This is a genomic window from Desulfosporosinus sp. BICA1-9 (assembly GCF_000802135.1).
The window spans coordinates 59,861-73,530 of the sequence record NZ_JUEE01000087.1 but is presented as its reverse complement, the minus strand read 5'-3'; the positions used below and the strand labels follow the sequence as shown (position 1 = coordinate 73,530).

Sequence of the window (13,670 nt, the reverse complement as noted above, 5' to 3'; positions counted from 1 at the left end):
ACATCTTCTTTCAGCGATGTTACATCTTCTTTTAGTAACGTCACATCTTCTTTCAGCGATGTTACATCTTCTTTTAGTAACGTCACATCTTCTTTCAGTGATGTTACATCTTCTTTTAGTAACGTCACATCTTCTTTCAGTGATGTTACATCTTCTTTTAGTAACGTCACATCTTCTTTCAGCGACGTCATATCCTTTTTCAGCGATGTCAGGTCTTCTCCCTGCCGAGATTGGCCTTCACGCAAGGCTTGGAGTTCAGTCAGAATCTGGGCAAAAATTTGCTCCATTCTTATCCACCTCCCCATCTCACAAGTAATTATTTATGCATCTTTTGAACTCAAAAGTAGTATAGCACAGATTCGGCTTTGCAGCTCACAGTTTTTAGAGTTTTTGAGTAAATTGCCTCTACATAACCTTCTCAAAGAATTTCTAATTAATTCCTATGCACTTTGTGAACGTAGGTTAAACAAAAACCGAACTTAAGTCAATTTCAAATTCTGATAGTAGGGATTCATGAATCCCTACTATGATCGTATGATCCTCTGCATAAACATCTGGCCTACCGTATCTCTTATTTTCCTGCAAAGTAAACACACTTACTAACCTGTTCTCAGGTTCAACAATCCAGTATTCCGGTACTCCAGCTTTTTCAAATTTATTAAACTTTAAAAGCTTGTCTTTTCTGGCAGTTGGCGGCGAGGAAATCTCGATAATCAGGGCTGGCACCCCGAAATATCCTGTTTTTCTAAGCTTACTTTCATCACATATCACGACAATATCGGGCTGTGAGATGATATTCGAGATTTCTTCATCCCGTTCATTATCCTTAGGAATACAAAGATCAAACGGTGCAGCAAATACCCTGCACGGTGTTCCTTTAAGATGAGCATTAAATTGTGAGGTTAGTTCTACAGATATTGCCTGATGCTGCCAGGTTGGAGCTGCTTGCATATAGGGTACTCCGTCAATAATCTCCCATCGTTCTTCCTCAGGCCAGGTTAAGTAATCTGCATAGGTGTATTTTCTTCCTTCCTGTGGTAATGGCATAAGAACACACGCTCCTTTGGTGTTTTGCTATAATTATACTTTAGTACTTCCCATTTTTCATCCGTTTTTTACCAACCTGGTTTCGTTAATCGATTAAATAACCGTAGGGGCAATTTAGGAATTGCCCCTACGGTGTAATGTATCTTGAAATTAGCGTTTTTTATGGCCTTTGTGCTTCTTCTTAGAATCCTCAGATCCATGATAATAATAGTAGTAGTAGTATTCACTGGTTTTCATGTCCGCCTTATTGAGGACTGCCCCGAGGATCTTAGCTCCTACTTTATCCAGTTGATCTTTGGCTCGTTGGGCATACTCTTTGTTGACTTCACCTGAAGCTAGAACCAAGATGACTCCATCAACTTCCTGAGCAATAATGGCGGCATCCGTCACCGCGATGATGGGAGGGGTATCGATCAAAACTACATCAAATTGCTCGCTGACTTCCTTGATCAGGCGCTTCATCCGCTTAGATCCGACTAACTCAGCCGGATTAGGAGGAATAGGTCCTCCCGTAAGCAGCATGAGGCCAGGAACCGCTGTTTCTCTGATATTGGTGTGACCGTCCTGATCCTGAACCAGCGAAATAGATAACCCTTGTCCATTATCTAAACCAAAGAGCTTGTGCTGAGTGGGGTTTCGCAAATCCGCATCGATGACCAGAACGGATTTCCCAGTTTGAGCGATACTTACCGCGAGGTTGGCGACTGTAGTCGATTTCCCTTCCCGTGGACCTGAACTGGTGATCATGATTTTTTTGGTCTTAGAATCCACACTCGTAAACTGGACATTGGTCCTAAGCGTACGGTAGGCTTCAGAGATTGGTGATTTTGATTGTTCTAGTGTAATTAATGAAAATGTCAAATAAACCTTCTCCTCTTACCCTTGTTTTCCCACTTCGTAGTTTGGTATAACGCCTAGGACTGGAATCCCCAAAAACTTCTCCACATCATCAGAGGTCTTGATTGTGTTATCTATATATTCCAAGAGGAAGACGAGTCCGACGGAAGCCATTAAGCCTACAACAAAGGCAATAAGTACGTTGAGTTTTTTATTGGGTTTAACGGGATGCGTTGGGGTCATCGCAGTATCGACAATGCTCACACTATCCACTTTTTTGATGTCAATCACGGCTTTAGAAAATTCGTTCGCCATGGAGTTGGCAATTGAGGCTGCCAGCTCAGGGTCTGTATTTAGAACCTGGATTTCTAGGATTTCTGTGGTCTTCACGGGGTTTATGGAGATCATATTGTCAAGTTGGGCTATCGTCATCGACAAATCTAAGTCTTTAATCACATTCTGTTCCACAGTCCGACTCTGAGCGATGGCTGCATAGGTCTTCGCCAATTGCAGGTTCGCTTGGAGGACACTATTATCTAACATTTGTACTGCCGCTTGGCCTGACTCTGAAGCCTTTTTCCCGACGATCAAGGTGGTAGAGGCTGAGTACACGGGTTTCATGACAAAAAAACTAATAATTCCGCTGGTGAGTGCTGCAATCAGTGGTAAGGCTACCACGATGATCCAACGTTTGCGCAGCACTTCCCAGTACTGTCGTAATTCTATTTCTTCTTCCATTTTGACCTCCCAAAATTAGCAACTTAAAACTAGTTCGACATTATACTATTCGAGATAGTTTCAGGTTTTCCTTCCTTTATGCAAGAATAATTCTCTTTCCACCGAACGTTTAAGTCGATACTAAAAGACTCTTCAGGCCTATCTGAAGAGTCTTTGACTTTGTTGGCACTTTCTTGCTTCTTTTAGTTGACATGAGGTCCTAAGCGAATAATAACGCTTAGCACGTCGCTATCCGTATACCCCGCCTTTGTGATCTTTCCTTGAAATACCAGGTCTCCTGTCGTTCCTAGGAGGGATCTTAAGCTACTAAGTGAAAGACCATCGCCCCCTTTGTCTAGTCCTGCGAGGAGAGCGCCAGTAGTGACTATTCCATTACTATCAATCGTTGAACTAAAGCTTTCCCCTAACTTGATCAGTTCCAGACCGTTCGCTTGGATGGAGGTGATCACGATGTCCGGGAACGTTTGATTCGTGGTTAATTGCAAGCCGGTAAAGCGCACACTATCACTGACCCCTGTGAAATAAATGGTCTCTCCATTAACAACTTGACGGGTCACATTATCAGTCGCCAGAGCTTTGATGTAGGAGACAGTTAAATTCGTCGGTGTCGTAGGGGTTGGAGGAATGACGACAGGTGGAGTAATAACCACAGGAGGAGTCGTGGTCACCGGAGGAGTCGGCTGGGTGGTACTGGTATTTTGTCCATTCGCTTTCCCTCCGCCCCAAGCCTCTGTACCGGTGGAACCTATGTCAAGGGTGTCTATTTTAGAGCCCACGGGAACCATGATCTCGGCCTTGACGATAGCTTTCATGGTTTCGACACTCGTGTTCGCGGCAAGGTCCAATCTGCCTTGGGATTGGACTTCAACGGCTTTAAAGTTTCCATCTAGCGTGACTTTGTGGGCGGGGTTATCAGTGTTAATCACTACGGAGGGAACCACTGCGTTAAGAGACGCTTTCAGATTCATCTGACCGGAGACGACAATCGGCTGCGTGAAGGTCCCTCGCAATTCGACCACAGGAGTCTGTCCTGGTGAACTGGTTAGGAAAATTTCGCCGAGCAAACCACCCTGATCGTCCAAGATGGCAAACGAGCGGACAACGGTTGTACCGATGTTCGTAGTCCCTGTCGACTCTACGCGAACCGAGCTACTATCGCTGTCTACGGTTAAGCGATTAGCACTCGTATTCCTAAGATGAATGCTGTCCTTGGCCCCTGAGAGTATCACGACATTAGCAGCGGTCACGCCGTCTAAAGTAGCTGTCCCAGTGTCACCAGGATCTACAAAGACAGTCCCCTTGACTATTACGTCATTAAGGATAATATTATTACCTTTTAGATAAACACTGTAAGCCACCTTGGCATGAGCTAAGGTGATGTTGCTGCCCGTGATTTGGACGGTATCCGTCAGTTCTGCTGGGTTATTGGCATCGGTCGAGCCTAGTATAGCATGATCGTTCGCATAGGTTATTGCTGAGGTCAGGGCATTAATTCCTGTCGTAGGGACAACGACTTCTCCCCCCATGGCAACAAGATCCGCGGTTGACATTGTTAGCTTCACAAAGTCCACAGTGGCTTTATCAAGTTGTTGATTGATTAGTACGATCGGTGCCTTATCCACGGCTGCCAGGGAAACACCCGCCAAGGCGTCGACCAACGTCTCTCCGTTAGCCACATAGACCTTGGAATTTCGATAATGCTTGGCAAAGCCCTTGAGGATCTGAACGTTTGTATCATACTTTGTTGAGCCGGAGTAGCGACTGACAATGCCCGGCAACTGCCCTTTGACCGTATCCGATACGACTGCAGTTCCTCCAACGACATAGGAATCCGTGATATTGGCCTTGATGCTGTCCAGATAGGTTTGGACCGAGGCAGGAAGCTTATCTCGAGTGGTTGTCAAGATGGAAATTCCCTGAGCCGCGGCGATCGGCGCGATGGACAGGGCATCTGCCGGACTGACCCATCCAGCCGCTAGGATAACCTGAGAACTATTCACACCTTGTTTGGAAATTTCTTTAGCAATATTTACGGATGTCTCATATTGGTCATACCCACCGAGTTGTACCGGAGTGATGCCCATACCTTTTAATTCCTCAAGAACTGCTGGTTTAATTACGGCCTGCCCGCTCGTGATGTAAGCCTTCTTCGGCTTGAGACGCGCTAATTGTGCTCGTGCCGACGAATTTAAGCTTTGTCCACCATCTGTAAGCAGGATCGGAGCCTTCAAGGCTGCAGCTAGAGGGCCTGCTGCCAGAGCATCAACGAGAGCGTAGTTCATTCCAGCTGAGAGTACGACGTTATCAGAAGTGCCTGACCAGCCTTTCTCAGCCATCAAAGCTGCCGTCGCATACTGATCCACTCCGCCGATCCGGGTTACGTTGCTTGAACCACTGGTTGTCACTGCAATTGCAGGGAGAGCAACCAGGGTCGAAGATAAGACGATGAGAGCTGATATACAACCTTTAATAAGCTTTTGTGTTACCCCATTTCTCAAAGTGTTAACCTCCCATGTTAGATTAATGAAAGAGAGTTGGAATCCCAACTCTCTTTCATGTAAAACATCATTCTTCCAGCTTGTGCCAAACGTTAATTGGCTGGTACAGTAACTGTGATACGCACTAGTTCATTACTCGTTCCCGGTGTACCTCCACTCTTATGGGCTGTAATAATTGCACTTCCAGCCTGTACAGCATGAATGGCACGTCGGCCTGAAATGGTGGTAATTATCACGGAAGGATCGTCACTATACCAGTCGAGAAGATTCACTAATTCGATAGCACCAGAATTTATACCTGTGACGCTGATCTTAAATTCTGTTATTTGACCAATTGTCATGGTAGCTGGGATGGTGCAGATAATTTGAGAGCGTATAGCCGCCCTAGTGATAGCCTTTTCCGCTGCGTTATCTGGGTCAATCTCCTCACCTAGTAGACGTTGAGCGTCAACGACTTTATCCATCGTTAACCCCAGATCAGAAAGCTTGGTCGCAAACAGATTATATGGATTGTCAGTTGTTGGATCTGCAACCACATGAGCCGCAGCCTTGGTCCAGGCGACAAGTTGGTCTTTAATCTCGGTACTTGTATTATCCGAAAGGTCTATCAGACTAACGCCGCTACTATTTATAACCCCGGGAAGTGCTTCCTGAACCGCTATTAAGAACCTCGAGAATTGGTCCATAGTAAAATCATTTCCGAAAAGTGTTCTAAAGGTTGCAAGATTATTGTTTTTGAAGGTATCTATATTGCTTTCCAAGGTGAATCTGTCTGTTGAATACTGCAAAGTTCCGAAGTCCTTCATGTACCCTATTAAGGCACTCTTAGCAGTTGCAGAATCTCCAAAGAGTGCAATAACCTGTGCGGTCAGAAGCGGGTTGATAATTGCATCCCACTTAGGATCAGCTACATTAAATCCTTGAAGGGCTGTTTTGGCAAGCAGGAGGGAGTCCTTATCAGTGTCCGACAGACCGCCGTACACTTCCATGATTTTGTCGACAAGATTATCGAAGCCTTTGATGATCGCATTGTTGAAGTTGGTCGTTGCGGTTGCTAAAGCGGCAACTTGTGCATTGACTTGCGGTTGGGTTGCACTGGCGTTATTGTTTACTATCGCAGCGGAGTCAATCGCTGCTTGGAAGGTCTTTTTGGCTGTTATCGAAACTTGGCCGGTTGCCGTTCCTACCGATTTGCTTGCGATCAGGGCTGTGGCATTAACGATGGCGGTGTTTAAGGTTGTTTTACTGACGGGGGCTACTTTGATGATCGCGTTGTTGAAGTTAATCGTTGCACTTGCCAAAGCAGTTACTTGGGCATCAACTTGAGCTTGAGTTGCATTTGCGTCATCCTTTACAGCGGTAGCCGCAACAATTGCCGCTTGGAAAGCATCAAGGGTTGCCTGGGATACATTACCGATTGCTGTTCCTACTGTTTTGCTTCCGATCAGGGTGGTGGCATTACTGACGGCTGTGTTTAACGCTGTATATATGGTTGCTACTTCTGTGATAATCGCCATGTTGAAGTTGGTCGTTGCGATGGCCAAAGCTGCTACTTGTGCATCAACTTGTGCTTGGGTAGCTATTGGACTATTTTTTACCACAGTAGCTGCATTAATAGTTGCTTGGAAAGCATCGACAGCTGCTTGCGCTACATTGCCGACAGCGGCTCCAACGATTTTGCTTCCTACCAAGGTTGTAGCAGTATCGATGGCTGTAATTAACACTGTTTTGCTGACTAATGCAGTGATGGCTGATTTTAAGTTATTCGTTGCAGCAAGCACTTGGATTGCCGTTGAGCTAGACGTCTTACAGGCATTGGCTGCGGTCAACGTGTTTTGCATCGTTGACCAGCTTTCTGTAGTATAATTTGCTTCAACTTTCGCTTCTGCCTCTGCGATCGCTGCAAGCAAGGCGATCTTTGCTGCATTCACAGCGTCTACTCTGGCCCGTATCTGAGCTACAGTAGTTGTGGGGTTGACAGCAAAGTCTGCAACATATGCTACAGCGTTATCTGAAACGATAGTCGCTACATCAAGCGGGCTGTTAGCGGCTAATGCCTGTAAAGCAACAATTACATCATTGTTTGCAACTGCTCCGTTAACTGCGGTTATCAGGTCTGTCAAGGAGATAACAATATATGCCACTGTACTACCAGCAGGATCAATGTTACCACCTATTCCGGTAGTTGCAGAAGTAATAATATTATTGTTTACTAGGGTTATAGGTTCATTGGTTGTAACATTTGTTGCTGTTCCAGTATTGGTTATGGTTATGGCTGTGCCAGCGGCTCCCGCTTCTACTGTCACATTACCGGTAGTCCCACTATTTGTAATAGTTGTGCCGTCGCCATCTGCTCCTACGTTAATGTCAGTTACTGCCGCTCCTGCTGCAACTTGGAGTGTCATTTGAGCATTGGCCGTCACAGTATTTGTAGTTCCACCTGTAACATTAAGAGTCATCGGAGCATTAGCTGTCACTGAACTTGTAGTTCCACCTGCAACATTAAGAGTTATCGCAGCATTAGACGTCACCGTACCTGTTGTTCCGTTATTGGTAATGGTTGAGCCAGTGCCGCCTGCTGCAACATTGACGTTTGTTACTGCCGCTCCTGTCGCAACTTGGAGTGCCATCGGAGCATTAGCTGTCACCGTTCCTGTAGTTCCGCCTGTAGCATTAAGAGTCATCGGAGCATTAGACGTCACTGTTCCTGTAGTTCCGTTATTGGTAATGGTTGAGCCAGTGCCGCCTGCTGCAACATTGACGTTTGTTACTGCCGCTCCTGTCGCAACTTGGAGTGCCATCGGAGCATTAGCTGTCACCGTTCCTGTAGTTCCGCCTGTAGCATTAAGAGTCATCGGAGCATTAGACGTCACTGTTCCTGTAGTTCCGTTATTGGTAATGGTTGAGCCAGTGCCGCCTGCTGCAACATTGACGTCTGTTACTGAAGCTCCTGCTGTAACATTAAGTGTCATATTAGCGTTGGCTGTGACCGTTCCTGTAGTTCCGCCTGTCACTTGAAGAGTAATAGGCGCATCAGAAGTCACTGTACCAGTAGTTCCGCTATTGGTAATGGTTGTGTTATTGGCACCCGCTAGGACTGTCATATTTTGGGCAGTCCCGTTATTGACAATGGTTGAACCACCGGCACCTGCTCCAATAATGATGTCTGTTACATTTGCTCCTGCTCCAACAGTGATGTCCGCACGGGCATTGCTGGTGATGCTAGCAACCGTGGCTCCAGGATTTACGTTTATTGATAAATCTCCAGACGCATCCTCACTAACTGTAATATCACCTGGATTTCCAACGATGGTAATGGTTGCACCATCTTCGTCTGTGATCGTTATGATGTTGCCATCTGCTGTTTCTGTCCATGTACCTGGCACGATATTAATAACGTTAATAGCGCCATTAACAACGACATTATTGACAAATGAGGCATTAGGAGTATCTACTGTTAAACTACCCGTAATGCTTTTCAGCGCTGTTCCAGATAAAGTTGATGTTCCAGTAAGGGCATGTGCAAACAATAAATTACCAGTTAAGACATATGCCCCGAAATCTATGCTCACAGAACGTCCAACAGTAGTTAAAGGCTGAGTTATATTGCCAGTAAATTCAATATGGGTAATTCTCGCGTCAGCAAGTGCATTAGTTAGCCCTGTAACATCGTTTACGAGTTTTGGAGCTACAATAACTGTTCTGGTTACTTGGACAGCTGCATTACTCGCTGTGTCACTTACATTGTAACGGACTACATAAGTTCCGGCCGCGAACGTATCGATTGATCCAACCGGATTACCATTCTTTGTATAGGTCACGGTAGCTATCAATCCGGTGTTTACGTTATCCGTTACACTTGCCCCAGCATCAACGTAGGCAGCTCCATTCACTACGTTAACAGTGGAACTTCCGATAAGTGCAATCACCGGCGCTGTTGTATCTGGAGTTCCACCGCCACCAATCGGCGGTGTCGGCGGCGTAACAGAAACCGCCCCTGAGCGAACAACTTCAGGAACTACGGCTGTCCCACCTAAAGCGGTTACAATACTGGCAGAGGTCATTTTGCTTTTCGCATAATCTGTGCCCTCGTTTGCAGTTCCGCTAGTGAGAACTATACCAGCCTTGTACTTAGCTGCAAGAGGTGCCCCTGTCAAAGCGTCTATTCCTGTAATACCGTTTGCTATGAAGACATTATCATACTTCAGAAAGCTGTCGAAGGCTTTAAGCACTGCAAGGTTCGTGTCGTAGGCTGTGCTTCCGAACAAGCGGGTTGGGTTTGGTAACTGAGCTTTGACAGCCTCACTGATCACGCCGGTGCCACCTATCACATCCGTCGATTTCACATTCGGGTTTTCAGCCAGAAATGCTTTTACACTAGCAGGAATTGAATCTTTTTCGGTTAAGAGAATTGGCTGATTTTGAGCAGAAGCAATGGAAGCGATAGAGAGCGCATCTTGGTTCAGCCAGCCGAATGCAACAGCAGCCTTGCTGACTGGAGCTCCGAGTTCAATCATTTTTTTGGCGATGTTCACAGATGTATGGAAACGGTCAGTTCCACCAAGGGGAATAACCGCAATACCCATACCTTTTAACTCATCTAGAACCGCTTGGCTAATCACAGCAGTTCCACTGGTCACATAAACTGTCTTAGCTTTGAGTTTGATGAGTTCAGCCTTGGTGTCAGCATTTAGTACATTCTTAGCCTCTGTCAGGAGGATAGGCGCTTGAAGGTAGGTCGCGAGTGGGCTGGCTGTCAGGGCATCTACCATACCATAGGAGGCTGATGAGGCAAGTACTACCGTGCCGGTCCAGCCTGTTTGTTCGGCGATTAGCACAGCGGTTTGCTCAGCAGTATATCCACCTAAGCGCGGTGGTACGACACTCTCAGCTAAAGCATTGAACGGGATCGAGGTAAGTACCATACCAGCAATAGCTAATGAAGCAATCGCTTTTTTTGTTTTTTTCATGAAGCAAATCTCTCCTCTCAATATTTGGGCCTATTCTATACTATGTAATCGCTCTTCCTCCTTAGGACGTTTCTTGGTCGTCCCTTCACCCCCTTTAAATAACTAACGATGTTAAAAATATTTCCAATACTCCTAAAATACAAAATATCCTATCCTATATCCCTTAAGGAAATAAAAAGAAACACCCTTATTATTTATTCTTGATTAAATCTAATTCTCCTGCTTCACTGAAATTTATTATGGAAATAAATTTTTTTTACAACATTTTACCCTTTTATTTACCTAGCCCCTATTGATCAAGAACACTACACCCACTGTGACCACGGCAAAGGCAATCGTCGCATAGATAATATAATAGTTTTGCCTCTTATGTTTAAGTTTGTGCCACGGTTAAGGACATAACTAGTTACCCCTTTCTGTAATACAGCTTGTGGCAATACTTTATTACAGAATACGACAATTGACAACATCTTTTCGCTAAATGGCAGAGCTAAAGAGGAGGATGTATCGAAAGTAATTTTCGTTACATCCTCCCTTTAAATACGACCATTATTCTCGGGGCTTGCTTGACAACATTATATAAATTTAGCTAATTTCAAGTACATAGCTTACAAATTATGTTATAATCATATTGCATGGGGGTGTTCAGATGGACCAGAAAGTTATGGAGCTACTCGCAAACATATATCAATCGCAAACGGAAATGCGAAGCGAGTTAAAAGAACTTAGAAGCGAAGTCAATGTGTTAAAAACAGATCAAGAAACAATAGCACAAAACGTTGCTAAAATAATAACAGTTGTTGAACATGATGTAGCGCAAAAAATTGGAGCAATCTTTGATTTCCGAGAAATACAGATAAGTCATAACCAAAAGATTGGACAAGCTCTGGAACGCATTGAGGCCAAGGTCGAAGTCCTACAATTAGAAACATCTAATTTGAAACGAATTAAGTGACCTCTTTTACGAGAAGGTTAATTTAATCCCCTAAAGCTTTATTATTGAAAGCTTTAGGGGATTTTTGGACTTCTGTTGAATTATAGTTCACACTCGTCCACTTCCTTCACAAGATGGGCAAGGGGATGTATAGCGTACTGCCAGCGTCTGTCCGACTTTTTTACGAGTCATTTCCACTAGTCCCAGCTGCGTCAATCCTAAAATTTGGGACTTTGTTTTATCCCGAGCACAAGCGATCTCTAAGACATCAAGCACTTGTTTCTGAGCTTCTTCTGTTGTCATATCGATAAAGTCTATGATGATAATTCCACCTAGATTTCTCAGCCGCAACTGCCGGGCAATCTCCGAGGCAGCTTCAAGGTTGGTATGGACCACGGTTTCCTCTAAGGAGCGTTGCCCAACATACTTTCCAGTATTCACATCGATCACGATTAAGGCCTCTGTCTGTTGAATCACCAGATAGCCGCCGCTCTTCAACCATACCTTGCTCCGTAAGGTTTTACGAATTTCATCATCCACACCGTACTTAGCAAAAAGATCTTCTCCTGTGACAACGTGGATTTTCTTAGCAGCCGGATGCTCAATCTCCAGCAAGGCTTGGCGTATGACTTGACCGACTTCTTCCTGATCGACGGTGATTTTCTCGACATCCTGATCAATCCAGTCCCGGACCAGCCGCGAAACTAAATCGACATCTTTATGTACTATACCAGGCACGGAAACATGCGGAATCTTCGGTTGTAACGCCTGCCAAAAAGCCACGAGTTGAGTAATATCTTCCGCTATCTCATCCCCGTCAATCCCTTCAGCAAGGGTGCGAACGATGACTCCCATACCCTCCGGTTTAGAGGTGGCTGCTAAATCCCTTAACCGTGCCCGTTCATTATTATCTTGAATCTTCCGAGACACCCCAATATAACTCACCTGAGGAAGCAGCACCACATACCGCCCAGGAAGAGTGATGTTAACACTAATCCGCGCCCCCTTGGTACTTACTGGCTCTTTGGTAACTTGTACCAATAGCTCTTGACGAGGCTTAAGAACATTCTCAATCCGATCATTTACAACTGGAGAAACCTTACCATCCTCATCAAAGCGTGCCGGGATGGCATCCCCCACATACAAAAAAGCGTTCTTGTCTACACCAATATCAACAAAGGCAGCCTGCATGCCAGGAAGGACATTCTCAACCCGTCCTTTATAAATGTTCCCCACCATATGGGATGAAGCGCCCTCTTCCTCGAACAGTTCCACCAATTCCCCCTGCTCAAAGACAGCCGCTCGGATTTTTTGGGATTGGTTTTGGCTATTGTCCTGGGTTTTGGTTTTGGTTTGGGCTTGGGTTTGGAGAACGATTTCTTTATGGCGAGGTTTGGTGGTCTGGTTTTTCATAAGAGTTACACCTCCTAAGAGAACTTGAGAGAACTTGCGTTACAACACTCACCTCATGATTTCGTGGGCCAAACTAAGGCTCAAGGGGTCTATGATAGAGGGCGGGGTTCCCGTCCAAAGCGACATCCTTGTCGCATGGACGGCGGAAAACTCCTGTTTTCCGCCCCGCTGAAATTAAGCACCCCTTTCGCCAAGTTTGGCTAGCCACTCATCAAAGAGGATTCGCTTTTGTAACGCAAGTTCTGCTCTGTGAGCAACGGAGAGTACGACGAGCGCAGGGGTGAACAAGTGTGCTCGTGGCCCTCTCTCCGCGAACGTCACATTCGCACCTCGGGCTCACTGCTCACCCAGTCGTCTCTATCCAAGCCAGGAACCATCCCCAACCTGCACTAATCTTGAGTATCTCTAAGAACATTGGTAATTTCTTGGATAATACCCTTAGCCTACTCTCTGGCCATCAAGCAATCTTCTTTATTGAAAGTCTTAAAATCATCGTAGTCGGCATGAGATCGAAGTCTAAATAAGTCTGAAAGAGCCTTGCTGGAAGTCTTGCTTACAATACTTAAGTCCATACTCATATTGGAACACCTTCATACTCGAGATTATGGAAAAATGCTGTCTCCCTAAAAAGAGGATTGGTATAATGGGAATCGGTTATTATGATTGGGGTAATAACCACATCATATTCAAGATTTATATCCACTACAATGTCCATAATGGCATCACTAATATCTCTATCGTCCTTTTCCACCAGTACTAGAATATCGATATCCGACTCTGGAGTGTCGGTTCCCCTTGCAACTGAGCCAAAGAGTCGTACATCTTTTATGTTAGACGAAAGGCTTTCTTTAATATTCTTGCCAAAAAGCTCAATGGCCTCTCGCTGAATCGGATTGCCCATTGATATTCCTCCCATTCCAATCAACTAATCACTCATGTATTATTCACCATATTATACCACGATAATTCTTCTTTAAATAGGAGTTGTAGGTTCTAATCCGGTCACAGTTTATCACTGATGCGAAGGAGCGTATGAAGAAATCATGTCCAAGTGTCCATTCCTTGCCCGACTGTGCAGCTCACCATCGTCCTTTCCCAGTCCTGCCACGCAACGCAGCGCAGCTCAGCTCTTTTGAAGCCACTCCCAACATTCCCCTCCGTTGACCCCAGAGCAAGGGTCCCGATCACACGGCGAGAAACCTTTGCGAGAGTCGTAGCCAAACTCGGCTTTAA

The 13,670-nt window shown here is 45.3% G+C and carries 8 protein-coding genes and 1 pseudogene; 1 reads left to right on the top strand and 8 read right to left on the bottom strand.

Going from position 1 to position 13,670, the window contains the following annotated elements:
• From JL57_RS11470 to JL57_RS34220, 6 genes and pseudogenes are all read right to left on the bottom strand, one after another.
• A pseudogene (locus tag JL57_RS11470) lies at nucleotides 1–287 on the bottom strand (hypothetical protein); the annotation flags it as partial.
• 175 nt (nucleotides 288–462) lie between these two features.
• Nucleotides 463–1,047, bottom strand: a complete 585-nt coding sequence (locus JL57_RS11465) for a Uma2 family endonuclease (RefSeq protein ID WP_034142175.1) — start codon at nucleotides 1,045–1,047, stop codon at nucleotides 463–465.
• Nucleotides 1,048–1,197: 150 nt separating this feature from the next.
• Nucleotides 1,198–1,908: a CpsD/CapB family tyrosine-protein kinase gene (locus JL57_RS11460; RefSeq protein ID WP_034142174.1), complete on the bottom strand. Its 711-nt coding sequence runs from the start codon at nucleotides 1,906–1,908 to the stop codon at nucleotides 1,198–1,200.
• A gap of 15 nt (nucleotides 1,909–1,923) precedes the next feature.
• Nucleotides 1,924–2,622, bottom strand: a complete 699-nt coding sequence (locus JL57_RS11455; protein WP_034142173.1) for a YveK family protein — start codon at nucleotides 2,620–2,622, stop codon at nucleotides 1,924–1,926.
• A gap of 182 nt (nucleotides 2,623–2,804) precedes the next feature.
• Nucleotides 2,805–5,120, bottom strand: coding sequence for a cell wall-binding repeat-containing protein (locus JL57_RS11450; RefSeq protein ID WP_045690990.1), 2,316 nt, complete (start codon nucleotides 5,118–5,120; stop codon nucleotides 2,805–2,807).
• A gap of 92 nt (nucleotides 5,121–5,212) precedes the next feature.
• The gene (locus JL57_RS34220) at nucleotides 5,213–10,090 is read right to left on the bottom strand and encodes a cell wall-binding repeat-containing protein (protein ID WP_291299980.1); all 4,878 of its coding nucleotides are present in this window, start codon (nucleotides 10,088–10,090) and stop codon (nucleotides 5,213–5,215) included.
• 649 nt (nucleotides 10,091–10,739) lie between these two features.
• On the opposite strand from JL57_RS34220, the gene JL57_RS11435 reads away from it, so the two are divergent.
• Nucleotides 10,740–11,045 carry a hypothetical protein gene (locus JL57_RS11435; RefSeq protein WP_034142172.1) on the top strand — a complete coding sequence of 102 codons (306 nt, stop codon included), beginning with the start codon at nucleotides 10,740–10,742 and terminating at the stop codon, nucleotides 11,043–11,045.
• An 87-nt stretch (nucleotides 11,046–11,132) separates the two neighbouring features.
• On the opposite strand, the gene JL57_RS11430 is transcribed toward JL57_RS11435, so the two are convergent.
• On the bottom strand, nucleotides 11,133–12,437 hold the full coding sequence (locus JL57_RS11430) for an Rne/Rng family ribonuclease (protein ID WP_034142171.1): 1,305 nt from the start codon (nucleotides 12,435–12,437) through the stop codon (nucleotides 11,133–11,135).
• A 574-nt stretch (nucleotides 12,438–13,011) separates the two neighbouring features.
• On the bottom strand, nucleotides 13,012–13,338 hold the full coding sequence (locus JL57_RS11425) for a nucleotidyltransferase domain-containing protein (RefSeq protein ID WP_291299979.1): 327 nt from the start codon (nucleotides 13,336–13,338) through the stop codon (nucleotides 13,012–13,014).
• Nucleotides 13,339–13,670 lie beyond the last annotated feature (332 nt).